Origin of the sequence: Brevundimonas sp. (assembly GCF_016742135.1) — a bacterium.
Lineage (GTDB): Bacteria > Pseudomonadota > Alphaproteobacteria > Caulobacterales > Caulobacteraceae > Brevundimonas.
The window spans coordinates 498,145-521,511 of sequence record NZ_JACVCG010000002.1; the positions used below are offsets into that span (position 1 = coordinate 498,145).

The 23,367-nt window shown below is 66.6% G+C and carries 20 protein-coding genes; 9 read left to right on the forward strand and 11 right to left on the reverse strand.

From position 1 onward, the window contains the following. Positions 1-123: 123 nt before the first annotated feature. Genes sufB through IBJ06_RS06130 form a run of 3 tightly spaced genes read right to left on the reverse strand, consistent with a single transcriptional unit; the run spans position 124 to position 3,217 of the window. Positions 124-1,590 (reverse strand): Fe-S cluster assembly protein SufB, encoded by a 1,467-nt coding sequence (sufB, locus tag IBJ06_RS06120; protein WP_292158238.1) that lies wholly within the window; start codon positions 1,588-1,590, stop codon positions 124-126. Then, a complete protein-coding gene (locus IBJ06_RS06125) occupies positions 1,590-2,714 on the reverse strand; it encodes a cysteine desulfurase family protein (RefSeq protein ID WP_292158240.1) in 1,125 nt (374 codons plus the stop codon). Before IBJ06_RS06125 ends, sufB begins: the two co-directional genes overlap by 1 nt. After that, positions 2,711-3,217, reverse strand: a complete 507-nt coding sequence (locus IBJ06_RS06130) for an Rrf2 family transcriptional regulator (protein ID WP_292158242.1) — start codon at positions 3,215-3,217, stop codon at positions 2,711-2,713. The genes IBJ06_RS06125 and IBJ06_RS06130 overlap by 4 nt, the downstream gene beginning before the upstream one ends. Before the next feature lie 161 nt (positions 3,218-3,378). On the opposite strand from IBJ06_RS06130, the gene IBJ06_RS06135 reads away from it, so the two are divergent. After that, on the forward strand, positions 3,379-4,029 hold the full coding sequence (locus IBJ06_RS06135) for an alpha/beta hydrolase (protein ID WP_292158244.1): 651 nt from the start codon (positions 3,379-3,381) through the stop codon (positions 4,027-4,029). A 37-nt stretch (positions 4,030-4,066) separates the two neighbouring features. After that, the gene (locus IBJ06_RS06140) at positions 4,067-5,362 is read left to right on the forward strand and encodes an FAD-dependent oxidoreductase (protein ID WP_292158246.1); all 1,296 of its coding nucleotides are present in this window, start codon (positions 4,067-4,069) and stop codon (positions 5,360-5,362) included. 18 nt (positions 5,363-5,380) lie between these two features. On the opposite strand, the gene IBJ06_RS06145 is transcribed toward IBJ06_RS06140, so the two are convergent. Together IBJ06_RS06145 and IBJ06_RS06150 are read right to left on the reverse strand one after the other, a co-directional pair. Then, positions 5,381-6,583 carry a DUF1343 domain-containing protein gene (locus IBJ06_RS06145; RefSeq protein ID WP_292158248.1) on the reverse strand — a complete coding sequence of 401 codons (1,203 nt, stop codon included), beginning with the start codon at positions 6,581-6,583 and terminating at the stop codon, positions 5,381-5,383. Further along, on the reverse strand, positions 6,580-7,209 hold the full coding sequence (locus IBJ06_RS06150; RefSeq protein WP_292158250.1) for a DOMON-like domain-containing protein: 630 nt from the start codon (positions 7,207-7,209) through the stop codon (positions 6,580-6,582). The genes IBJ06_RS06145 and IBJ06_RS06150 overlap by 4 nt, the downstream gene beginning before the upstream one ends. 27 nt (positions 7,210-7,236) lie before the next feature. On the opposite strand from IBJ06_RS06150, the gene tyrS reads away from it, so the two are divergent. The 4 genes from tyrS to IBJ06_RS06170 all read left to right on the forward strand — a co-directional run bounded on the left by tyrS (position 7,237) and on the right by IBJ06_RS06170 (position 10,945). Then, positions 7,237-8,538 (forward strand): tyrosine--tRNA ligase, encoded by a 1,302-nt coding sequence (tyrS, locus tag IBJ06_RS06155; protein WP_292158252.1) that lies wholly within the window; start codon positions 7,237-7,239, stop codon positions 8,536-8,538. A gap of 10 nt (positions 8,539-8,548) precedes the next feature. After that, the gene (gene bcp / locus IBJ06_RS06160) at positions 8,549-9,013 is read left to right on the forward strand and encodes a thioredoxin-dependent thiol peroxidase (protein WP_292158254.1); all 465 of its coding nucleotides are present in this window, start codon (positions 8,549-8,551) and stop codon (positions 9,011-9,013) included. 212 nt (positions 9,014-9,225) lie between these two features. After that, complete coding sequence (locus IBJ06_RS06165) at positions 9,226-10,371, forward strand: peptidoglycan DD-metalloendopeptidase family protein (RefSeq protein ID WP_292158256.1); 1,146 nt, start codon at positions 9,226-9,228, stop codon at positions 10,369-10,371. Further along, complete coding sequence (locus IBJ06_RS06170; protein ID WP_292158258.1) at positions 10,361-10,945, forward strand: polymer-forming cytoskeletal protein; 585 nt, start codon at positions 10,361-10,363, stop codon at positions 10,943-10,945. Before IBJ06_RS06165 ends, IBJ06_RS06170 begins: the two co-directional genes overlap by 11 nt. Before the next feature lie 55 nt (positions 10,946-11,000). Here the strand turns inward: IBJ06_RS06170 and prfB are convergent. From prfB to IBJ06_RS06185, 3 genes are all read right to left on the reverse strand, one after another. Continuing rightward, positions 11,001-12,123, reverse strand: a protein-coding gene (gene prfB, locus IBJ06_RS06175) for a peptide chain release factor 2 (RefSeq protein ID WP_292158260.1) whose coding sequence is annotated in 2 segments (ribosomal slippage) — positions 11,001-12,053 and positions 12,055-12,123 — 1,122 coding nt in all. Because the reading frame shifts where the segments join, the coding sequence is not laid out codon by codon here. Between the two features lie 78 nt (positions 12,124-12,201). Beyond that, positions 12,202-14,613 (reverse strand): penicillin-binding protein 1A, encoded by a 2,412-nt coding sequence (locus IBJ06_RS06180; protein ID WP_365812125.1) that lies wholly within the window; start codon positions 14,611-14,613, stop codon positions 12,202-12,204. Between the two features lie 92 nt (positions 14,614-14,705). Next, positions 14,706-15,896 (reverse strand): N-acetylmuramoyl-L-alanine amidase, encoded by a 1,191-nt coding sequence (locus IBJ06_RS06185; protein ID WP_292158262.1) that lies wholly within the window; start codon positions 15,894-15,896, stop codon positions 14,706-14,708. A gap of 532 nt (positions 15,897-16,428) precedes the next feature. Between IBJ06_RS06185 and IBJ06_RS06190 the strand changes: the two genes are divergently transcribed. The 3 genes from IBJ06_RS06190 (at position 16,429) to IBJ06_RS06200 (ending at position 21,407) form a co-directional block, all read left to right on the forward strand. Continuing rightward, the gene (locus tag IBJ06_RS06190) at positions 16,429-18,996 is read left to right on the forward strand and encodes a ribonuclease E/G (protein ID WP_292158264.1); all 2,568 of its coding nucleotides are present in this window, start codon (positions 16,429-16,431) and stop codon (positions 18,994-18,996) included. A gap of 141 nt (positions 18,997-19,137) precedes the next feature. Further along, a complete protein-coding gene (locus tag IBJ06_RS06195; RefSeq protein WP_292158267.1) occupies positions 19,138-20,577 on the forward strand; it encodes a M48 family metalloprotease in 1,440 nt (479 codons plus the stop codon). Next, positions 20,574-21,407 carry a thioredoxin domain-containing protein gene (locus IBJ06_RS06200; RefSeq protein ID WP_292158269.1) on the forward strand — a complete coding sequence of 278 codons (834 nt, stop codon included), beginning with the start codon at positions 20,574-20,576 and terminating at the stop codon, positions 21,405-21,407. The genes IBJ06_RS06195 and IBJ06_RS06200 overlap by 4 nt, the downstream gene beginning before the upstream one ends. Here IBJ06_RS06200 and IBJ06_RS06205 read toward each other — a convergent pair. Genes IBJ06_RS06205 through IBJ06_RS06215 form a run of 3 tightly spaced genes read right to left on the reverse strand, consistent with a single transcriptional unit; the run spans position 21,404 to position 23,345 of the window. After that, complete coding sequence (locus tag IBJ06_RS06205) at positions 21,404-22,186, reverse strand: thiazole synthase (protein WP_292158271.1); 783 nt, start codon at positions 22,184-22,186, stop codon at positions 21,404-21,406. The genes IBJ06_RS06200 and IBJ06_RS06205 overlap by 4 nt on opposite strands. Positions 22,187-22,238: 52 nt before the next feature. Continuing rightward, positions 22,239-22,436, reverse strand: coding sequence for a sulfur carrier protein ThiS (thiS, locus tag IBJ06_RS06210; RefSeq protein WP_292158542.1), 198 nt, complete (start codon positions 22,434-22,436; stop codon positions 22,239-22,241). Between the two features lie 57 nt (positions 22,437-22,493). Further along, entirely contained in the window at positions 22,494-23,345 is an 852-nt protein-coding gene (locus IBJ06_RS06215) for an ion transporter (protein WP_292158273.1), read from the reverse strand. Positions 23,346-23,367 lie beyond the last annotated feature (22 nt).

Sequence of the window (23,367 nt, forward strand, 5' to 3'; positions counted from 1 at the left end):
GGTAAAGATGCGCGAAGTGCAAAGGCCTGGCGAGGGCTCGACGCCGGCTGCTGAAGGTTCGACCTGCCAGGCTGCGGAAAAATGGGTCCTCGGGACAAGCCCGAGGATGACGGAAGGGGTGGATCATCCGACAGATCCCTCCAATGAGATCGCCACCAGCTTCTGGGCCTCGACGGCGAACTCCATCGGCAGTTTCTGCATGACGTCGCGGACGAAGCCGTTGACCAGCAGGGCCACCGCTTCTTCCTCCGACAGGCCGCGCTGCTGGGCGTAGAACAGCTGGTCGTCGGAAAGACGGGTGGTGGTCGCCTCATGCTCCAGCTGGGCCGAGCCGTTCTTCGCCTCGATGTAGGGGATGGTGTGCGAGCCGCAGTCCTTGCCGATCAGCAGGCTGTCGCACTGGGTGAAGTTGCGCACCCCGGTCGCCTTCGGGTGCACCGACACCAGGCCGCGATAGGTCGAGTCCGATTTTCCCGCCGATACCGCCTTGGCGATGATCCGGCTCTTCGAATTCTTGCCGAGGTGGATCATCTTGGTGCCGGTGTCGGCCTGCTGGTGGCCGTTGGTGATGGCGATTGAATAGAATTCGCCCGAGCTCTCCTCGCCCTTGAGGATGCAGGACGGATATTTCCACGTCACCGCCGAGCCGGTCTCGACCTGGGTCCAGGACACCTTCGACCGGTCGCCGCGGCAGTCGGCCCGCTTGGTGACGAAGTTGTAGATGCCGCCCTTGCCCTCGGCGTCGCCCGGGTACCAGTTCTGCACCGTCGAATATTTGATCTCGGCGTCGTCCAGCGCCACCAGCTCGACCACCGCCGCATGCAGCTGATTCTCGTCGCGCATCGGGGCGGTGCAGCCCTCCAGATAGGAGCAGTAGCTGCCCTTGTCGGCGATGATCAGGGTGCGCTCGAACTGGCCGGTCTGTGACGCATTGATGCGGAAATAGGTCGACAGCTCCATCGGGCAGCGCACGCCCGGCGGGATGTAGACGAAGCTGCCGTCCGAAAACACCGCGCTGTTCAAAGCGGCGAAATAGTTGTCCGAGACCGGCACCACCGAGCCCAGATATTTGCGCACCAGCTCAGGATGTTCGCGCAACGCCTCGGAAATCGGCATGAAAATCACCCCGACCTTGGCCAGCTCGGCCTTGAAGGTGGTGACCACGCTGACACTGTCGAACACCGCGTCCACGGCGTAGCGCGGCGCGCCCTCGACGCCGGCCAGCACCTCCTGCTCCTTCAGCGGGATGCCCAACTTGGCGTAGACGGCCAGCAGTTCGGGATCGACCTCGTCGAGGCTCTTCGGCCCCTCCTTCTGCTTCGGCGCGGCGTAGTAGAACAGCTCCTGATAATCGACCGGCGTGTATTTCACCGACGCCCAGGTCGGCTCCTCCATCGCCTGCCAGCGCTCATAGGCGGCCAGACGCCATTCCAGCATCCACGCCGGCTCGCCCTTCTTCTCGGAGATGAAGCGGACGATGTCGGCGTTGAGGCCTTTCGGCGCGAACTCGGTATCGATCTCGCTGGTGAAGCCGTGCGCGTATTTTTCCAGCGCGGCGACGGCGTCGACGGTTTCCTTGACGGCGGGCATCAGGCGAGCTCCCCGACCGGCTGGCGGGCGCGCAGACGGGCACGGGCCTCGCACCAGGCGTCGGTGAAGGTCTGCCAGTCGCTCTCGACCGTGCCCCAGCCGCCCGAGACGCGGATGGCGAAGGTGGCCAGTGGCTCGAGCCCCATGGCGACCATGGTTTTCGACGGCCTGGTCTTGCCCGACGAACAGGCGCTGCCGGCCGAAACCATCACGCCCTTGAGATCCAGCGCGATCAGCTGCTGCGGGCTGTCCCAGCCGTCGGTAGCGACAAACAGGGTGTTGGGCAGGCGGGGCGCACCCTCGCCGACCACGACCGCGCCCTCAGCCTTGAGGCGCTCAGCGGCGGCATCACGCCATGGGGTCTGGTCATGCGTGAGGTCGCGCAGGGCGCATTCGGCGGCCATGCCAAAGGCGGCGATGCCGGGGACGTTCTCGGTGCCGGCGCGCAGGCCGCGCTCCTGTCCCGCACCGTGCAGGATGCGCACCGCGCTGCGGCCCGGGGCCAGCACAAGGGCACCCGCCCCTTGCAGCCCGCCCAGCTTGTGGCCGGACAGGGTCAGGGAGTCCGCGCACAGATCGGCCATGGAGACCGGGATCTTGCCCGCCGACTGGATGGCATCGACGTGCAGCCAGCCGTCGGCGGAGGCGACCAGGGCGCGGGCCTCGGTGATCGGCTGGATGACGCCGCTTTCGTTGTTGGCATGATGGATGGCGACCATGGCCCGGCCCGGACGCTTCAGCGCCTCGGCCAGCCAGTCCAGATCGACCTGGCCGTTGGCGTCAACCGGCAGGACCTCGACCGGCACGGACGACATGGTGGCGGCCTCGGCCACGCACGGGTGTTCGGTGGCCGAAACGATCAGCCGCTCGCAGCCTGCGGCAATGGCGCTGGCGACGGCCTGGGCGTTCGACTCGGTCCCGCCCGAAGAGAAGATGACAGCCGTCGGATCGGCCCCGACCAGATCGGCGACGCGGGCGCGGGCGGTCTCGATGTGGGCACGGGCGCGGCGGCCCTTGGCATGGACGGCGTTCGGATTGCCGCCCTCGGCCATGATCCGGGTGACCAGCACCTGGACCTCGGGCCGGATCAGGGCGGAGGCGTTGTAGTCGAGATAGACGGTCATGCGGCGGCTCCCACGCTGGGGGCGGCCCCGACGCCCGGCATGGGACTGGCACACGGAGAACGACGGCGGCTGCCGGTGCGGTTCAGGACCACGTCTTCCAGCGAGACCCCGGCCAGATAGGCGTGGATCTCGGCGCCCAGATCTTCCCAGAGATTGTGGGTGATGCAGCGCTCGCCCGAGGCCATACAGCCGCGCGGCGAGGCATGGGCGACGCAGCGGGTGGCGCGGATCGGCTCGTCGACCGCCAGGACGATATCCGCGACGACCGTGTCGGATGCCGCCTTGGCGAGACGATAGCCGCCCCCCGGGCCACGCACGCTCTTGACCAGTCCGCAGCGGCGCAGACGGGCGAACAACTGTTCCAGATAGCTGAGGGAAATCTCCTGCCGCTGGGCGATTTCGGACAGGGAGACGGAGCGGTCCGAACCGTCGAGGGCGCGACCGTTGCGGGCCAGATCGGCCATCGCCATCACCGCATAGCGTCCCTTCGTCGACAGTCGCATCCCGCACCTTCAAAAATACCGCGCAGAGGCGACGAGGTATGTTAGAACCCGCGCCTTCGCCGCCGCGCCCTTCGGGTACCGGCACTTAGAAAGTCCTACTACAGCAGTCAAGTATTCCTGGACCCTGCTGTGACCTTTTGAACCGGATGGTTTGAAGACACATGCCTGAAGTGATTTTGCCGGGTGCCTCCGGCCGTCTCGAAGCCCGCTATTCCCCCGGCAAGCGCCCCGATGCCCCGATCGCCCTGATCCTGCATCCGCACCCCAAGGCCGCCGGCCATATGAACAATCCGGTGGTGGTGACGCTGTTCCAGCTGTTCCAGCAGCGGGGCTTCGCCACCCTGCGCTACAACAGCCGGGGCGTCGGCAAGTCCCAGGGCGAGTTCGACAGCGGCATCGGCGAGCTGGCGGATGCTGCCACCGCGCTGGACTGGCTGCAGGCCGAGAACCCCGCCGCCAGCCAGACCTGGGTCGCGGGCTATCAGTTCGGGGCCTATATCGGCATGCAGCTGCTGATGCGCCGTCCCGAAACCGACGGTTTCATCTCGGTGTCACCGCCGTCCAACATCTACGATTTCAGCTTCCTGGCCCCCTGTCCGGCATCCGGACTGTTCCTGCACGGCACAGCCGACACCATCGTGCCGCCGGTCGAGGTCGAGCGCGTGGTCAACAAGCTGCGCACCCAGAAGGGCATCGTCATCGACTATGAGCTGGAGGAAGGGGCCACCCACTTCTGGCAGGACCATATCGATGCCGTCGACCGCCGCGTCGCCGCCTATCTCGACAAGCGCCTGGCGGAACGACCGGCCTGATCTGGCATCCGCCCGGCTGTCCGGGCGTTGTGCGTCCATGCCCCCGAAAACAGCCCCCGCCCTGCACTCTGACCACGTGATCGTCGGCGGAGGGGCGGGTGGGCTCCTCCTGGCCGCACGACTGGGGCGCAAGCTGGGCCCGGACAGGGTGCTGCTGATCGACCGCGCCGTCACTCACATCTGGAAGCCCAGTCTGCATGAGATCGTGGCGGGGACGCGGGATTCGCATCAGGACGCCCTGCCCTATCCAGTGCTGGCCCGCCGCAACGGGTTCCGGTTCGCGCTTGGCGACCTCGCGGCGCTGGATTCTGGAGACCATCGCCTGACGCTGGCGCCGGTGCTTGACGCGAAGGGCGAGTCCATCGCGCCAGAACGCACGGTGACGTACGGTCGTCTGATCTTGGCCACCGGGGCCGGGACCAATCTGTTCGGCACGGACGGCGCCGACGCCCATACCTTCAGAATCGAGGACGCGGACGATGCCCGTCGCCTGAACCGCCGCCTGACCGACGCCTTTCTGGGCGCCGCCTTTTCGGAGGAGCAGGTCCTGAGAATTTCGATCATCGGGGCGGGTCCGACCGGCGTTCAACTGGCCGCCGAACTGGATGCCGCGCATGCCGATGTGATCTCCAGCCTCGCGGCCGATCAACATTTCAGGCTGGAAATCTCCTTGCTGGAGATGGCTCCGTCGATCCTGGGCGGCCAGCCGGAAGCCGTCACCCGGCGTGCCCGGCAAGCCCTTGATCGTCTCGGCGTGAATCTGGTGACCGGCGCCGAGGTCACCCGTGTCCGCACCGGCATCGTTGAGACGGCCGACGGAGAGGTCCCTGCGGACATCATCATCTGGACCGCCGGCGCGAAAGCCGCCGGTATCAACACCTCACTGGGCCTGAAGACCGGAAAACTGAACCAGATCGTGGTCAACGACCGGCTGGAAACCTCGGCGACCGACGTGTGGGCCCTCGGTGACTGCGCGGAGGCCCCGGGACCGGGCGAGCGCCCCTTGCCGCCGCGCGCCCAGGTCGCGGCCCAGCAGGCCAGATACCTCGCCCGCATCCTGATCGCCCGGGAGGCCGGTCAGACCGCGCCCGAACCTTTCGTCTTCCGAGAGCGGGGCTCGCTGGTGTCCCTTGGACGGGAAGAGGCGGTCGGGGCCGTGCAGACGGGCCGCCGGGGCGGTCGCCTGTTCATCGAAGGCATGATCGCGGACTGGCTGCAGATGTCCCTGCTGCTGGACCATCATCGCGCCATCCTGGGGCTCCGCCGCACGATACTGCTGGCCCTTGCCCGGATGATGCAGGCGGGCGGGGTGGGCCGGACGCGTCTGCATTAGGCGCCGGATGGCAGGACGTCAGTACAGCAGGAACGGTCGCCGTTCTTCGCGCCAGGCCGCCTCTTCAGGTGTGGCGAGGGCGTCCAGATCGCCGGGCAGGGCGTCCGGGTCATCGACCCATTCCCGCAGGCCGGGGCCTCCGTTGATTACGTCGATGGGCAGTTTGCCGAAGGCGTATTCGTAAGGAAAATCGCGCCACAGGTCGTAGTCGGGCCAGAGGGCGCGGATGGCCTTGAAGCCCAGGGCCTGAACCCGCCAGGGGCGGAAGGCGGCGTGGTCATAGTGCGGGCCTTCGACATGGATCTGCACGCCATGGCACAGCTGGCCGACGTGTTTGTGGAAGGTCGGCTGGAACCACATTTCGCGAAGCCGGCAGCCCTCCAGCCAGTCGGGCGCCAGTCGCTGCATTTCGGCGATCACGGCGCGGGCGTCGATGTCGGGGGCGCCGAACAGCTCCAGCGGGCGGGTGGTGCCGCGCCCTTCGGACAGGGTCGCCCCCTCCAGCATGACCGTGCCGGCATAGGCGCGAGCCATCGAGAGCGTCGGCGCATTGGGGCTGGGATTGACCCACGCCCGCTCCAGCAGGGGCCAGCCATGGCCCGGGCCCGCGTCGATGTCATAGCCCTGCATTTCGATGACGCGATAATCGACGTCGAGGCCGAAGTGGTCGATGAACCAGTGGCCCAGCTCGCCCATGGTCAGGCCGTGGCGCATGGGCATGGGCCCGGCCCCGACGAAGCTCTCATGGCCGGGTTGCAACAGGGTACCCTCGACCGGGCGGCCGGCGGGGTTGGGACGGTCCAGCACCCAGACCGTCTTGCCGTGTTTCTGTGCGGCCTCGAGCACGTACAGGAGGGTCGTCACATAGGTGTAGATGCGACAGCCGAGGTCCTGCAGGTCGATCAGGATGACGTCGAAGGTGTCCATCCACTCGTCCTTTGGACGGCGGACCTCGCCATACAGGCTGAAGACGGGAAAGCCGTGCACCGGATCGCGATAGTCCGGGCTCTCCATCATATTGTCCTGCAGGTCGCCCTTCATGCCGTGCTGGGGGCCGAAGGCGGCGGTGATGTCGATGTCCGGACAGGCGGCCAGGGCGTCGATGGCGTGCGTCAGGTCCTCGGTCACCGAGGCCGGATGGGCCAGCAGGGCCACGCGGCGGCCCTTCAGGGGGCTGCGCAGCTCCGGTTCGGACAGGAGGCGGTCGAGACCGGTTTTCATGTGAGCTCCAGCACGAACGAGTCGGGATGATGAAAGTCGGGCTTATCCGACGGATGCGCCAGCGCCCAATAGCTGAGCGAGCCATCGGTCGCCTCGATCACGGCGGAGAGGGCGATGCGATCAATGTGGGGCCACTCGGGCCAGTGGAGAATGGCGTCCAGCTCGAACACGCCACCTGCCTGTTCCGACCGGATCACCTGGACATGACCCTCGAGGTTTCGCCCGCCTTCACGATAGCTGCTGAAGTGGTAGGCAGCCCACTGCCCTGAGGGCGAGATGTTGAATTCAGCGTAGCTGCCGTCACGAAGCTGCGCGAAGACCTCAAAGCAGGTCGTGCGCCAAAGCCCGTCGGCTCGCCCGAGATCAGGGTCCGGCTCCGCCAGCGGGTTTGCCTTCTTGCCATTTCTGTTTGCGAGAAAGGCTGCCGCATAGTCAGCGCTGCGCCGAGCATGGGCGGCTGCAATCGAGTCCAGCCATTCCGGAAGCATGACCCGGCCTCCGAAACCGCTCAGCCGAAAGCTGACATGGGTCCAGCTTCGCCCTTCGATGTCGAACTCAACCGTGATCTCTTCCGGGCTACGAAAGCCGGGCTCTCCGAAGGCGGACAGGGCAGCATTCAGGATCATGGTTGCGCGCTCGGTTCGCCTAGCCAAATGTCCGTGCTACACGCCCCTTCCCCTCCCCGCCAAGCCTCAAGACCCATGACCGATCACGCCTTTCAGTCCGACTTCCTCAAGACGCTGCGGGATCGCGGCTATATCCACCAGATCACCCATCCGGACGAGCTGGATGCGGCGGCGGCCGGCGGGGTGGTGTCGGGCTATATCGGCTTCGATGCGACGGCCCCCAGTCTGCACGTCGGCAGCCTGATCCAGATCATGATGCTGCGCCGGTTGCAGCAGGCCGGGCACCGGCCCGTGGTGGTCATGGGCGGCGGCACGACGAAGGTCGGCGATCCGACCGGCAAGGATGCTTCGCGGCCCCAGCTGACCGATGAGACGATCCAGGCGAACATCGCGTCCATCCGCACCGTGTTCGAGAAATTCCTGACCTTCGGCGACGGCCCGACCGACGCGGTCATGATCGACAATGACGACTGGCTGTCGACCTATGGCTACATCCAGTTCCTGAGGGACTACGGCACCCATTTCACAGTCAACCGGATGCTGGCCTTCGACTCGGTCAAGCTGCGGCTTGAGCGCGAGCAGCCGATGACCTTCCTCGAGTTCAACTACATGCTGATGCAGTCGGTGGACTTCCTGGAGCTGAACCGGCGGCTGAATGTGACGCTGCAGATGGGCGGCTCGGACCAGTGGGGCAATATCGTCTCGGGCGTCGATCTGGTGCGGCGGGTGGACCAGAAAGCCGCCTTTGGCCTGACCACGCCGCTGCTGACCACGGCCTCGGGCGGCAAGATGGGCAAGACCGCCCAGGGTGCCGTCTGGCTGAACGCCGAGCAGCTCAGCCCCTATGACTACTGGCAGTTCTGGCGGAATGTGGATGATGCCGATGTCGGCAAATTCCTGCGCCTGTTCACCGATCTGCCGCTGGATGAGATCGCCCGGCTGGAGGGTCTGCAGGGGGCGGAGATCAATGACGCCAAGAAGGTGCTGGCCGATGCCGCGACCACAATGCTGCACGGCGCGGCCGAGGCCGAGAAGGCGCGCGCGGCCGCCGAGGGCGCGTTCGAGCAGGGCCGTCTGTCGGCGGATCTGCCCACCGTCGAACTGCCGCGCGACGAGGTGATCGGGGCCATGGTCGCCGCCGTGGCGACACGGGCGGGCCTGACCACGTCCAACGGGGAGGCGCGGCGTCTGGCCCAGGGCGGTGGTCTGCGGTTGAACGATGTGGCGGTGAGCGACGGCGCTCAACTGCTTGGAGAGGGCGATCTGACCGACGGGGTCATCAAGCTGGCCGCCGGCAAGAAGAAGATCGTTCTGGTGAAACCTGTCTGAGGAGATCGAGATGTCCGCGCTTGAAGGCAAACCCGTTCCGGCATTCGACATGCCCACCGCCGACGGGGACCGGGTCAGTGACACGGCCCTGAAGGGCCAGCCCTATGTGCTCTATTTCTATCCCAAGGCGGACACGCCCGGCTGCACGACCGAGGGAAAGGACTTCTCGGCGCTGACGGACCACTTTGCCGCGGCGGGGGCCCGGGTGATCGGCGTGTCGAAGGACACGGTGAAGAAGTTGTCGAACTTCAAGGCCAAACACGATCTGACGGTCACCCTGGCCTCGGATGAGGATGAGAGCGTCTGCGAGGCCTTCGGCACCTGGGTCGAAAAGTCGATGTACGGCCGGACCTATATGGGCATCGAGCGCGCCACCTTTCTGGTGGATGCCCAGGGGGTGATCCGTCGGCACTGGCCACGGGTGAAGGTCAAGGGTCACGCCGACGAGGTTCTGCAAGCCCTTCGCAATCTGTAGATTCGCGGGCCCTCCGCAGTCTGATCAACTGTACGGCATCTGACACAGGATCTCGCCAATCCAGATTCGTATATGCGCCTGAAACGCGAAAACAGCGTAGAGCGACCAACGTTATTCTCCGAGTACGATTCCAAAGAAGGTTAATGCTTCCCTAACAGGGTTGAAGCCCCGCGAGCGCTGGCGCATAAAGCGTGCGTTCGGGGGTGTAGCGTATGCGCGACGAGGCGAATTCAACCCGGCCAGGGCGGCTCCAGCGGTGGTTTCCTGTCCGGTACATCTATCTTCGCACGGGGGATGAGGTTCAGGCCTTCGCTCTGACGGCCCGGCGACAGATCCTTCTGGGGGCGATGGCCACGCTGCTGGTCGCCTGGGGCGCGGTGGCCAGCGCTGGCTTCATCATCGACATGATCGGGGTCAGCCAGGCCGAGCGGGCCGTGGCCCAAGCCCGCGCCGCGTCCGAGCGCGTCAATGCCGACCTGCAGGCCCGCCTGGAAACCGCCGTGGTGCGGATGACCGCCAGCACGGGCTTGCTGGAGGAGATGGCCCAGATGGTCGAGCGGCGCCACGCCGCCCTGACCCAGGTTATGGGTACCTTCCGGGGCGTGGACGGGGCGGCGCTGGAGCTGCAGCCCGTCGTCATGAGCGACTCCTACAGCCGCACACCGATTGAGCGCATGGCCGCCGTCCGCATGGATCAGGAGCGTCTGATCGCCCGGGCCGAACGGTTCGCCGAGACCCGCGCCGAGCGGCTGCGGCTGGCGTTCCGGCTGGCCGGGCTGAACCCCGCCGCCTACATCGGTCAGGGCACGTCGCTGGGCGGCCCCCTGATCCAGGCGGACGATCCCAGCGCGCTTGCCGCCATTCTGGATGTAGATGAGCCGTTCGCCGCCCGCATCCTCAGCGCCACCAGCAATCTCGGCGACATGCGCGCCCTGACCGATGCGTCCAGGGGCCTGCCCTTCGCCCGGCCCACGCAGGCGCGCACGACCTCGGGCTTCGGCGTGCGGTTCGATCCGTTCAATGGCCGCCCTGCCCTGCACCAGGGTCAGGACTTCGCCGCGCCGCTCAATACACCCATCTATGCGACGGCTCCGGGGGTGGTGTCTTTTGTCGGCGTTCGTTCAGGGTATGGCAACACCGTTGAGATAGACCACGGGGGCGGTTTCAAGACGCGCTATGCCCATCTCAACTCGGCGTCCGTTCAAATCGGGCAGCGGGTCGCGCTGGGTCAAAGAATCGGGGCCATGGGTTCGACCGGACGGTCGACCGGTGTGCACCTGCATTACGAGGTCTGGATGAACGGCCGTGCCCAGAATCCAGCCCGCTTCATGAAAGCCGGAGATTATCTTGTTCAATAAGTCAAAATCCCCCGCCAAGCCGTCGTCGGTGCCGTCGATCCCGCCGCTGCCCGACATGCCGCAGGCGCCCCAGACGCCGCAGCAGGCCCAGGCCCCCTCGGCCCAGCCTCGCCAGCCGGTGGCCCAGCCGCAAGCGTCCGGCCGCAACCTGTCGACCCTGTCGGCGGACCTGCAGTTCGAAGGCAACGTCTCGGGCGCGGGTGACCTGCAGGTCGACGGCCAGATCAGGGGCGACGTCAAGGTCGGCCGCCTGATCGTCGGCGAAACCGGTGCCATCGAAGGCGGCGTCAATGCCGATTACGTCGAGGTACGCGGTCGCATCGTCGGTGCCGTCTCGGGCAAGCAGGTCAAGCTGATCTCGACCGCCTATGTCGATGGCGACATCACCGCCGAGCAGCTGTCGATCGATATCGGCGCCTACTTCCAGGGCCGCTGTATCCAGGGCAGCCGTGGCGCCGCGCCCGCACAGGCCGCCGCCCCACGCCCCTCGCCTCAGCCCGCCGTTGTGCCCCAGGCCCCGCAGCCGGTGCCGTCGGCCGACGCGCCGCAGCGGATCGACATGTCCTCGAACTGAGGACGGTGATCTCGGCAGATAAGGAAACGGGGCCTTGCGGCCCCGTTTTTTCGTGTCAGCCGTCGGCGCCGTCGCGCGTCTCGCCCACCCGGGCCGCCAGCGCCGCGCCCATGAAGGCATCCAGATCACCGTTCAGCACGCCGTCCGTGTCGGAGGTTTCGACGTTGGTGCGCAGATCCTTGACCATCTGATAGGGCTGCAGGACGTAGGACCGTATCTGGTGGCCCCAGCCGATGTCGGTCTTGGCATCGGCCAGCGCCTGGGCAGCCGCCTCCCGCTTTTGCAGTTCGAGTTCGTACAGGCGGGCGCGCAGCATCTTCCAGGCCTGCTCACGGTTCTGGTGCTGCGAGCGCCCGGCCTGACAGGCGACGACGGTGTTGGTCGGCACGTGGGTGAGGCGTACCGCAGAGTCGGTCTTGTTGATGTGCTGGCCACCCGCGCCCGAGGCCCGGTAGGTATCGGTGCGGACGTCCGCCGGATTGATGTCGATCTCGATGGTGTCATCGACCACCGGCGAAACCCCGATCGAGGCAAAGCTGGTGTGCCGCTTGGCCGCCGCGTCATAGGGGCTGATGCGGACCAGACGGTGCACGCCCGATTCGGATTTCAGCCAGCCATAGGCGTTGGGCCCCGAGATCTGGATGGTCGCCGACTTGATCCCGGCCTGTTCGCCCTGGGTCTCTTCCTGCAGTTCGACGTCATAGCCGTGGGCCCTGGCCCAGCGTGTGTACATGCGCAGCAGCATGCCGGCCCAGTCGTTCGACTCGGTGCCACCGGCCCCGGAATTCACTTCCAGATAGGCGTCATTGCCGTCGGCCTCGCCGGACAGCAGGGCCTCCAGCTCGGCCCGGGCGGCGCGTTCCTTGATGGCTTTCAGCGCGGCGACGGCCTCCTGATAGGTGGCCTCATCGCCCTCCTCATCAGCCATTTCCGAGAGCATGACGCCTTCTTCGAGGCCCGTTTCCATCTCGCGGACGGTGCCGATGCGGGCTTCCAGCTGCGCACGTTCGCGACTGACGGCCTGGGCCTGGTCCGGGTCATCCCACAGGGTCGGATCCTCGACCCGGGCGTTCAGCTCATCCAGTTTCCGTAGGGCGACATCCCAGTCAAAGACGCCTCCTGAGCAGAGCCACGCTCTGCTCGATGTCGGCCTTCAGGGCCTCGACATCCGCTCTCATCGCCTACTCCTGCGATCTGATGAAAAGGCGCACCCGACCCTAGGGGCAGGATGCGCGACGAGGCTGGTACCTAGAGGGTCAATAGAGCCCGCTCAAGTCCTCTGCCGGTTCCTTCCGGGGGGGCGGTGGCGCGGTCGGCGGAGGGGCCGTGTTATCCTGCCGTGCCTTTTCTTCCTGCTCGCGGCGGATGATGTCGTTGTAGTTCTGGGGTCCGGTCGGGATTTCGGGCTCACGCGTGGGCTCCGGCACCCGGCGTTCGGTGCCGGGGCGGAAGGCCTCCTCGATGCCGTTGACCGTGCGGAAGACGGCGTTTTTGGGCCTGAGGAAGGGCCGGGCCGGATATTCCTTGAGCGCTGCCTGCATGAACTGGTTGAAAATCGGGACAGGCGTCGCCGCGCCCGTCTCGCCGCGGCCCATGGGGCGGTTGTCGTCAAAGCCGATGAAGACGCCGACGACGATGTCGGTCGTGAAGCCGACGAACCAGGCCGAGCGGTACTCATTGGTCGTGCCGGTCTTGCCCCCGACCCAGCGGCCCAGGCCGCGCGCGCTGGCCCCGGTTCCGCGCTGAATGACGCCTTCCAGCATGGAACTGACCTGGTAGGCGGTGATGGGGTCGATAACTTGCTCGCCGCGCGGGGGCAGACGGGGCGATTCCTGGCCGCTGAAGCCCCGACTGCATTCGCGGCAGGTTCGGCGCTCGGCATTGAAGATCGTCTGGCCATTCCGGTCCTGGATCAGCTCGATCAGATACGGCTCGATCCGGCGTCCACCGTTGACGAAGGCAGCATAGGCGGCCGTCAGGTCATAGGGGGTGGTCTCGCCCGCGCCCAGGGAGACGGCAAGATTGGGGGGAAGGTCGTCCGCGACACCCATGGTTTCCGCCAGATCGACGATCTTGCGCATGCCGACCTGATCGGCCAGCCGCACCGTCATGACATTGCGCGACAGCTCCAGGCCCCTACGCAGGGTCTGGGGTCCGTAATACTCGCGGCTGTAGTTCTCCGGCGTCCAGCGTGTGCCGCCCGGACCTCCGGCAAAACTGATCGGGGCGTCCAGAACGATCGAGGCCGGTGTGAAGTCCCCCTCAAGGGCGGCCGCATAGACGATGGGCTTGAAGGCCGAGCCCGGCTGACGGCGCGCCTGGGTCGCGCGGTTGAAGCTGGACAGGGCATAGGAATAGCCGCCGACCATGGCCAGCACGCGACCGGTCTGGGGATCGATGGCCACAAGGGCACCGTTGACGGCCGGGATCTGTTTCAGCGCGTACTGGTTGTCCCGGGGCTCGACGAAGATCAGGTCGCCTCGTTCAAGGCGCCTGTTGGCATTGGCCCAGGCCGCATCGGCGGGGACCAGCACACCGGCATTGTCACCGGCGGCCAGCCGGATGCGGACGGTATTGCCCGAGACGCTCTCGACCGCCGCGGCCTGCCACCGGCGACGCTCGGGCGGAGTGGTCTTTTTCCGGGCCTCTTCCTGCCAGCCCTCGGAGAAGTCCGTCGTTCCCCACGGACCGCGCCAGCCATGACGGCGATCATAGTTCTCGAGCCCGGTCATCAGGGCGTCACGCGCGGCAGTCTGCAGGGTCGGGTCGAGAGTGGTGCGCAGGTAATAGCCGCCGGCATTGATCGCCTGGGCCCCGTACCGGGCGATGGCCTGACGCCGGGCCTCCTCAACGAAATAGTCGGCGTCGCGATACTGGGCCCGCATCGGGGCATCCTGGGTGACCAGCGGCTTGGCCCGCGCGACAGCCAGCTCCTCGGGAGTCAGGGCCCGATTGTCGGCCATTTCGCCCAGCACCCAGTCCCGCCGGGCCTTGGCGGCCTCGGGAAAGCGTTTGGGGTGGTAGTTGGTCGGTCCCTTGGGCAGGGCGGCGAGGAAGGCCGCTTCCTCGGGCGTCAGCTGCTCCAGCGACTTGCCGAAATAGTTGTAGGCCGCCGAGGCGATGCCATACGAACGGTAGCCCAGAAAAATCTCGTTCAGGTACAGTTCAATAATCTGTTCCTTGCTGAGGGTCGCCTCCAGCCGGCTGGACAGGATGGCTTCCTTCAGCTTGCGGTTCACGCTGGTCTCATTGGTCAGCATGATGTTCTTGGCGACCTGCTGGGTGATGGTCGATCCCCCCTCAAGCCTGCGTCCCGTCGCGACGTTGAAGATGTTCTTGAACATGGCCCGGCCAAGCCCCGAGACATCGACTCCGCCATGGCTGAAGAAGTTCCGGTCCTCGGCGGCCAGGAACGCCTGGATCACGACGGGCGGGATCTGGTCGTAGGAGACATAGATGCGGCGTTCCTCGGAAAACTCGCCGATCAGGGTGCCGTCGCCGGCATAGACCCGCGTCGCCGTGGCCGGCCGGTAGTCGGCCAGTTCTCCAGCGTCGGGCAGGTCGTGGAACAGCCACGCCGCATAGACGGTGACCACCAGCCCGGCCAGGGCAATCGCGCCCAGCAGGCCGATCCCCGCCATCACGAACCAACGTTCGGCTATCTTCACCGCTCACTCCGACAGGACAAGTCTCTCAGGGTTTAGCCCGCGTCGATGTCCCGCGAAAGGCCCTGTCGTATCGGGGGCCCTGAAGGCCTCTGTCAGGGGTTGCCGCCCGCCTCCGGAGAGCCAGCATAGCGAATCGGCCCCTCAAGGGTCTGAAAATAGATGTCGATGCCCCGCACCACGCCGCGCATCAGCTCTCTGCGGCGGCGCTCGTCCATCAGGATACGCTCGTCCTCGGGATTGGTGACAAAGCCCATTTCCAGCAGGACCGCGGGGACGTCGGGGGCCAGCAGCACGGCCAGACCCGCGTCACGGTGGCTGCGACGCAGCATGGGGTGACCGGTCCGCTCGATCTCGCCCAGCAGTGAGCGGGCGAACAGCGCCGAGCGGTTCTGGGTCGAGCGCTGGGTCATATCCAGCAGGATGCGGTCGACCGAGGGGTCCTGACCCGGCAGGTGCAGGTCGCGGTGCCAGTCGTCGCGACCGGTAAACTCGCGCACGGCCCGGCCCGCACCCTGTTCCGACAGGGTATAGACACTGGCACCCCGCGTGGCGGGATCATTGCCGGCATCGGCATGCAGGCTGATGAACAGGTCTGCACCCGCCTCGCGCGCGATTTCGACCCGGCGCGGCAGGCCGACATAGACATCGGTCTGGCGGGTCATGAGGACGCGATAACGGCCCGTGCGCTCCAGCTCGGCCTTGAGCGCCAGGCCGGCCGCCAGGGTCACGGCGCTTTCGCGCGATTGCTGGCCCGACGCGCCGGGGTCACGTCCGCCATGGCCGGGATCGATGACGATCAAGGGCCTCTGGTCTCCCCTCCGATTGCGGGGGGCAGACGCGGCGGAAGCGCGGGGCGAGGGCATGGCCTGGGCGGCGGGCACCTCGCTCGTGGCTTTCAGATCAATCACATAGCGGTAATGGGAAACGCCATCGCCGGGGGACAGCAGAAAGCGTCTTTCGACCTCAACCCCTGAAGCCAGCGCCAGTTCGACCCGCGAGCGACTGCCGACCTGGGCCACGCGATAGGCGCGTACCAGCCCCATGCCCTGCCCGTTCTGATCCCGCCCGGCGCGCACATCATCCAGATCGACCACCAGCCGCCCGTCCCGCCCGGCCTCGACCACCGTGGCCCGCGTCGAAGCGTCCAGGTCGATCACCACGCGGGTGCGCTGGGCGTCGCCACCGAAGCGGACGCGCAGAACATCACCCTCGACGCCGAGGGCCAGTCCGCGGGTCGCCGTCAAAAGCAGGGCGCAGAGCACGACGAGAGCCAGGGCGGTCATGGCCCATTCCCTTGCCCCCCATCGAGCCAGATCGAACTTCAGTGTCGCGCGCATTCTGTCGTAACCACAGCCATCACAGGACCGATTTACGGTGAGATCATCCCTGACACAGGCCTCTGTGGATTCCGTTAAGACCATGCCGCTTTCAATTCGTGCGCGGGCTGCCTATTGTCTTGTTGCTGCGGTCGCGGCCCGTTTGTGCGGGCCGTGCGGCCATCAGCCCCGATCCCACCCTTCTGACGCCCGCACGGCCTGACCGACGGACGACAGGGCGGAACCGGACCCGCCAATGAAGGACGCCTTGCGAAAAGGATTGTCTGACAAAAGGCAGGCCGTGTTTCAGGAACACACACGACCATGGGCCTTTCGACCCGTTCGAATCCGGAGACTGAACCTGATCGCATAGCCGACGGCCTGACCGTCTGCGCGGGGTTCATCCAGGTCCATGCCCCTCATTTAAATCGGCGAGCCGCTCGACCAGCCGGGACACGTCCCGGCGGGCGGGGACCGGCGCGCCCAGGAAAGACCCTTCATGTCCAAGACAATGCTTATCGACGCGGCTCATGCCGAGGAGACCCGCGTCGCCATCGTGGAAGCGCGCCAGGTTGAGGAGTTCGATTTTGAATCCCGCGCCCGCCGCCAGCTTCGCGGCAACATCTATCTGGCCAAGGTCACGCGGGTAGAGCCCAGCCTTCAGGCCGCCTTCGTCGAATATGGCGGCAATCGCCACGGCTTCCTGGCCTTCAACGAAATCCACCCGGACTATTACCAGATTCCGGTCGCTGACCGGGAAGCAATCATGGCCGAGGCACCGTCCGATGAGGACGAGCACGACGACCTGGGCCGCGAGAGCGACGACGGCGAGTCGGAAGGCGGCCTTGCCGACGAAGAGCGCCTGAAGCGTCGCCTTATGCGGCGCTACAAAATCCAGGACGTCATCCGCCGCCGGCAGATTCTGCTGGTGCAGGTGGTCAAGGACGAGCGCGGCGCCAAGGGCGCGGCCCTGACGACCTGGCTGTCGCTGGCCGGGCGCTACTGCGTGCTGATGCCCAACACGGGCAAGGGCGGTGGCATCTCGCGCAAGATCACCCAGGCCACCGACCGCAAGCGGCTGAAGGCGGCGGCGGCGGCGCTGGACGTGCCCAAGGGCATGGGCCTGATCATCCGCACGGCGGGGGCCAAGCGCACCAAGGCCGAGATCAAGCGCGACTATGAATATCTGCTGCGGCTGTGGGAGACGATCCGCGAAACGACGCTGAGCTCGAACGCCCCCAGCCTGATCTACGAAGAGGAGAACCTGGTCCGGCGCGCCGTCCGCGATATGTTCGACAAGGACTTCGACGGCATTCAGGTCGAGGGGTATGAGGGCTGGAAGCAGGCGCGCGACTTCATGCGTGTGCTGATGCCGTCCCAAGCGAAGAAGGTGCATCTGTACCAGGGCTCAAGGCCGCTGTTCGCCGCCCACGGCATCGAGGACCTGCTGACCCAGATCCACCAGCCGACCGTGCCGCTGAAGTCCGGCGGTTATCTGGTCATCAACCAGACCGAGGCGCTGGTCGCCATCGACGTCAACTCGGGCCGCGCGACCAAGGAGCGCAACGTCGAACAGACGGCCTACAAGACCAATCTGGAAGCCGCCGTCGAGGCCGCGCGCCAGCTGCGGCTGCGCGACCTGGCCGGGCTGGTGGTCATCGACTTCATCGACATGGATGAGTCGAAGAACAACCGGGCCGTCGAGAAGGTCATGAAGGATGCGCTGGCCAAGGATCGCGCCCGCATCCAGATGGGCCGCATCTCGGACTTTGGCCTGATGGAAATCAGCCGCCAGCGTCGTCGTCTGGGCGTGATCGAAGGCGCGACCGAGGTCTGCCCGCACTGCCAGGGTGCCGGCCGGATCCGCTCGGCGGAGTCTGCGGCCCTGATGATGCTGCGCGGCGTCGATATCGAAGTCGGCAAGAATGGCGCCGGTACGGTCGGCCTGAAGGTCCCGCTGGACACCGCCCTGTACATTCTGAACCACAAGCGCGCCTATCTGGACACCATGGCCCGGATGCGCGGTGTGGTGGTCATGGTCTCGGTCGACGAGAGCCTGGCACCGGGTGAGTACACCATCGAGCGCCTGACCACCGATCCGGATTTCGTCGCCCCCGAAGCCGAGGCCCTGCCGGTCGACGACATGCCCGTCGAGGATCTGGCCTTTGACGAGGCCTATGAGGACGAAGACGAAGACGAGGATGAGGACTTCGACGTCGCATCCGAAGAAGATGCGGAAGACGCCGAGCGGGCACCGCGCGAGCGCAGCCGGTCACGCGGTCCGGCTCCTGAAACCTCCGACGATGAGGGCGAAGACGGGGGCCGCCGCCGCCGCCGGGGACGTCGCGGGGGACGCCGCGTGCGCGAGGACAGCGAACGGGACGGCTTCAACTGGGTGCGGGGCCGCACGCCTTCACTGACGGATCCCTATGTCTGGTTCGACCCGATCAACCCGCACGGCGACACGGACGTGGCTCAGCCGGGTGCCGCGCAGGCCGACAGGCCCGACGGTCATCCCGCCAATGATGACGGCGAGAATGAGGGCGAACGCGAGGGCAACGGCCGTCGTCGTCGCCGTCGGCGCGGTCGCGGTCGGGATCGGGCGGGCTCCGAGGATGTCAGCGCGCGCGCCGAGGCCCGCGCCGCCAGCGAGGGCATGATCGACGAAGAGCCGGTCGACACGGCGGTCACCGCCCTGGTCGAGGGCGAAACCTCCGTGCCAGTGACCGAGCCAGTGACCGACGCCACGCCGGTTGAGGCCGAACCCGCTCCGAAACGCCGCCGCGTGCGCCGCAAGGCGGTCGAGGCTGCGGGCGATCAGACCCCCGTCGAAGCCGGGGCCGAGGCTGACACGGAGTCCTCAACCCCGGTCGAGCCGGAGATGGAGGCAGCACCGGAACCTGTCGTCGTGGAAGCCTCCGCGCCTCCGGCAGCCGAGGAGCCCGTGGTCGTCAGCAAGCCCGCACCCGCACGCAAGACGATCGACGTCGAGGAAATCCTGGCCAGCGATCCGAACCAGATCACGGCGCCGCCGCCCAAGCCCAAGCGTGGCTGGTGGCGTCTTTGACCTGACGTCCCCACATGGGGGATGATCACGGCGACCGATCATGCCGGGCGGGATGGCCATTGTTTGGCCTTGTCGCCCGGCGACCAATGACGATCCCGGAAAAGGGCGACCCGGCCGGTCGCCGTCGGACAGGAGCGTACCTTGAGCTGGCTTAAGCGATCCGTTTCCCGCATCACCGGCGTGGCCGTCGCCGTGGCCGCGCTGCTGGCGCTGCCGGCGCATGCCCACGCCCAGAGCATCATCCGCGACACGGAGATCGAGGGGATCATCCACGACTGGTCCGCGCCCGTGTTCCGCGCCATGGGTCTGGAGCCGGACGAGATCACCATCCTGCTGGTCAATGATCCGTCCCTGAACGCTTTCGCCACGCGCGGGCGTATCATGGGGCTGAACACCGGCCTGATCCTTGAGACCGACAATCCAAACCAGCTGCTGGGCGTGATCGCCCATGAAGGCGGGCATATCCGCAATCGCCACACCCTGCGCGACGGGGTGCAGCAGGCGGGCATGCAGCCCTTTTTGATGACCATGGCGCTCGGGGCGCTCGCGGCCGTGGCCGGGGCACCGGACGCCGCCGCCATGCTGGTCGCCTCCAGCCAGTATTTCGGAACCCTGGGCGCCCTTCGTTATATGCAGAGCCAGGAGGGTGAGGCCGACATCACCGCGGCCCGCGCGCTGGAAGCCGCGGGACTGTCGGGACGCGGTCTGGTCGAATTTTTCGAGAATTTCCGCTCCCAGGAAGTGTTCTCGGAAGCCCGCCGCTTTCCCTATTTCCGCAGTCACCCCCTGTCGTCGCGGCGGATCGAGAACCTGCGCCGCCCGGTCGAAGCCTCGCCCTACTATGACCAGGTCGACAGCCCTGAGCACATGGCCCAGCACGCCCTGATCATCGCCAAGATCCATGCCTTCATGGACCACCCCGGAATCACCCTGCGCAAATATCCGGAAAGCGATACCTCCCTGCCCGCCCGCTATGCGCGGACCATCGCCTGGTTCCGCGATGGCCAGACGGATCGGGCGCTGGCCGCCATCGACGCCCTGATCGAGGAGCAGCCCGAAAATCCCTTCTTCTGGGAGCTGAAGGGTCAAATCTTTTTCGAGGAAGGCCGGCCGGTCGAGGCCATCGAGGCGCACCAGCGCTCGGTGGATCTGATGCCCGACGCCCCCCTGCTCCGCATCAACCTGGGTCATGCCCTGCTGGAGTCGCGGAACAATGACCTGCTGGAGCGGGCGGTCAGCGAACTGAAGCAGGCCACGGTGCTGGAGCACGACAACCCCATGGCCTGGCGCCTTCTGGGCCAGGCCTATTCCCAGCTGGGAAGGGAGGGCGAGGCGCGGCTGGCCTCGGCCGAATACTATTTCGCCGTCGGCCGGACCGACCAGGCCACGCAGTTCGCCCTGCGCGCGCGTGACATGCTGGAGCCCGGTTCGATGGAATGGCGTCGCGCCATGGACATCATTCTGGCGTCCGGCGCGACCATGGATGACCTCAGGGTTCTGGACGAATCGACGGCCAGACGGCCAACGGGGGTGCTGCCTCCCCAACGCCTGAACCAGGGCCGCCCCTCAGGAACTCCATGACCGACACACCACCCGCATCCCGGCGCCGCGCCGCGCGCAAGCCGTCCCCCGCTCCGGAAGCCATCCAGCCGGAACCGGCACCACAGCCCACGCCCTCGACTGGCTGGCTGGCGCGGTATGGTGTGCAGGCGGCGGTGGCGGTGTCCGTTCTCGCGCTGGGCCTGTCCGTCTGGGCCAGCTTCGGGGGCGGCTTTGAAACCCGGGTGCGGACCTATCTGGTGGAGAACCCCCAGATCCTGGACGAGATGCTTCAGGCCCGGGACCAGCGGGCCGCGACCCAGCGCATCGAGCGGCTGAATGCGGGGATCGCCGCCCTGCCCCAGGTGCTGGAGCCCGGACCGGGCGAGCCGGTGTTCGGCCCTGCCGATGCGGCGGTGACCGTCGTCGAATATTTCGATTACCGTTGCCCCTACTGCAAGACGGCGACACCGGGCGTCATGGAACTGATGCGCACTCACCCCGACGTGCGCTTCGTCTTCCGCGAATGGCCGATTCTGGACGCCGGCAGCAGCACCGTCTCCCAGCACGCCGCGCGCGCCGCCCTGGTCGCCCACAGCCAGGGCAAATATCTGGCCGTCCACCAGGCCCTGATGGCGGAAAGCGCCCTGTCGCATGAAACCATCGACCGGATTCTCGCCGAGAACGGCGTCGACACCGGCCCGGACGGTGCGGCGCTGAATGCCCCGGCCATCAGCCGCATCCTGGCCGATGTTCAGGCGGGCGCGGGGGCAGTCGGCATGGACGGCACCCCGACCTTCTTCATCAACGGCCGGGCCAGCGCCAGCAATGCGCCCGAGGCCATCGCCCAGGCGATCGCGGCCGCCCGCTAGATAAGCCCGCTGAGCGGGGACGAGGCGCTGGCGTAGCGGCGCTTGGGCATGCGGCCGGCCAGATAGGCCTCGCGCCCGGCGATCACCGCATGCTTCATGGCGCGCGCCATGCGGATCGGGTTCTTCGCCTCGGCAATCGCGGTGTTCATCAGCACAGCGTCACAGCCCAGTTCCATGGCAATGGTCGCGTCAGAGGCCGTGCCGACCCCGGCATCGACCAGCACCGGCACCCTGGCCTGTTCCACGATCAGCCGCACATTGACGCGGTTCTGGATGCCCAGCCCCGAGCCGATGGGCGCAGCGGCCGGCATGATGGCGGCGGCCCCCGCCTCTTCCAGATGACGGGCCATGACCACGTCGTCTGTGCAATAGACCATGACGTCAAAGCCGTCCTTGACCAGCATCTCCAGTGCCCGCAGCGTCTCAGGCATGTCGGGGTAGAGGTGCGGCGTGTCCGACAGCACTTCCAGCTTGACCAGGTTCCAGCCGCCCGCCTCGCGCGCCAGCCTGAGCGTGCGGACCGCATCCTCGCCGGTGAAACAGCCGGCCGTATTGGGCAGATAGGTGAACCGGTCGGGCTTCACATGATCGACCAGCATGGGCTGGCTGGGGTCGGACAGGTTCACTCGCCTGAGCGCCACGGTGACGATCTCCGCCCCCGCCGCCTCGGCCGCCGCCGCGTTCTGGGCATAGTCGGCATATTTGCCGGTCCCGACGATCAGCCGCGAGGAAAAGGTGCGACCGGCAACGGTCCAGGTGTCGGAGTGTGGATCAGTCATGGGCGACACCTAGGCCTCCCGCGCATCCGGCAAAAGAGGCGTGAAGCGAAATTCACCCGCCCCCCACGAACTGGACGATCTCGATGCGGTCGCCGTCGGTCAGGGCTGTGGTGGCATGCAGGGACTTCGGAACGATCTCGAGGTTGCGCTCGATGGCGACCTTGCGCGGGTCGAGGCCCAGCTCCTCGACCAGACCAGTCAGGGTGGTGGCAGCGACCTCGCGGTCCTCGCCATTGACCTGGATTTGCAGCACGGCGGCGTCCCTCCTCGGCAGGGGGCCCGCCTAGCACAGGCGCGCGGCCTCCAGCTAGCCGGGCCGGCGCGAAAGGCTGGCGGTCAGATCGGTCATGGCCTGTCGCAGGTCCGATATCTCGGCGCGCAGGGCGGCCAGATCGGCCATTTCCTCCGCGTGGACCTGCTGACGCTCCTCGCTGGCCTGACGCAGGTCCTCTTCCAGCCTGTGCCGCTCGGCCTTTGCCTCTTCCTCGTGCTCGGCCTGCATGGCGTTGACGACGATCCCGATGAACAGGTTCAGCATGGTGAAGGTGGTGCTGAGGATGAAGGGCACGAAGAACATCCAGGCATAGGGCTGGACCTCCATCACCGGCCGGACGATACCCATCGACCAGCTTTCCAGCGTCATGATCTGGAACAGGGAATAGGCCGAGGCCGGGATCGATCCGAACCACTGGGGAAAGTCGGCCCCGAACAGCTTGGTCGCCATCACCGACGCCACATAGAAGATCAGCCCTATCAGCAGGACGATCGAGCCCATCCCCGGCAGGGCGCTGATCAGGGCCCCGACCACCCGCTTGAGTGACGGCACGATGGTGATCATGCGCAGCACCCTGAGGATCCTGAGCGCGCGAAGGACCGAGAACGGCCCGGCGGCCGGCATCAGGGCGATGGCGACCACGGTAAAGTCGAACAAGCTCCACGGGTCCCTGAAGAAGGCCAGCCGGTGCACGGCGATCCGCGCCACCACCTCGATCACGAAGACGGCCAGCACGATCCTGTCCAGCACCAGCAGCACCGGGCCGATGCGGTCCATCACCCAGGAACTGGTCTCCAGCCCCAGGGTAATGGCATTCAGGATGATCAGGACGAGAATGAATCGCTCGGTCCGGGGCGATGTCACAATCTGTCTGAGGCGGTCCAAGGCAGTCTCCGGAGAGGGGGAT

What these genes read in the sequence shown, in the direction of transcription:
- sufB (WP_292158238.1), bottom strand. Translation starts at nt 1,590, where the DNA reads ATGCCCGCCGTCAAGGAAACCGTCGACGCCGTCGCCGCGCTGGAAAAA.
- IBJ06_RS06125 (WP_292158240.1), bottom strand. Translation starts at nt 2,714, where the DNA reads ATGACCGTCTATCTCGACTACAACGCCTCCGCCCTGATCCGGCCCGAG.
- IBJ06_RS06130 (WP_292158242.1), bottom strand. Translation starts at nt 3,217, where the DNA reads ATGCGACTGTCGACGAAGGGACGCTATGCGGTGATGGCGATGGCCGAT.
- IBJ06_RS06135 (WP_292158244.1), top strand. Translation starts at nt 3,379, where the DNA reads ATGCCTGAAGTGATTTTGCCGGGTGCCTCCGGCCGTCTCGAAGCCCGC.
- IBJ06_RS06140 (WP_292158246.1), top strand. Translation starts at nt 4,067, where the DNA reads ATGCCCCCGAAAACAGCCCCCGCCCTGCACTCTGACCACGTGATCGTC.
- IBJ06_RS06145 (WP_292158248.1), bottom strand. Translation starts at nt 6,583, where the DNA reads ATGAAAACCGGTCTCGACCGCCTCCTGTCCGAACCGGAGCTGCGCAGC.
- IBJ06_RS06150 (WP_292158250.1), bottom strand. Translation starts at nt 7,209, where the DNA reads ATGATCCTGAATGCTGCCCTGTCCGCCTTCGGAGAGCCCGGCTTTCGT.
- tyrS (WP_292158252.1), top strand. Translation starts at nt 7,237, where the DNA reads ATGTCCGTGCTACACGCCCCTTCCCCTCCCCGCCAAGCCTCAAGACCC.
- bcp (WP_292158254.1), top strand. Translation starts at nt 8,549, where the DNA reads ATGTCCGCGCTTGAAGGCAAACCCGTTCCGGCATTCGACATGCCCACC.
- IBJ06_RS06165 (WP_292158256.1), top strand. Translation starts at nt 9,226, where the DNA reads ATGCGCGACGAGGCGAATTCAACCCGGCCAGGGCGGCTCCAGCGGTGG.
- IBJ06_RS06185 (WP_292158262.1), bottom strand. Translation starts at nt 15,896, where the DNA reads ATGACCGCCCTGGCTCTCGTCGTGCTCTGCGCCCTGCTTTTGACGGCG.
- IBJ06_RS06190 (WP_292158264.1), top strand. Translation starts at nt 16,429, where the DNA reads ATGTCCAAGACAATGCTTATCGACGCGGCTCATGCCGAGGAGACCCGC.
- IBJ06_RS06200 (WP_292158269.1), top strand. Translation starts at nt 20,574, where the DNA reads ATGACCGACACACCACCCGCATCCCGGCGCCGCGCCGCGCGCAAGCCG.
- IBJ06_RS06205 (WP_292158271.1), bottom strand. Translation starts at nt 22,186, where the DNA reads ATGACTGATCCACACTCCGACACCTGGACCGTTGCCGGTCGCACCTTT.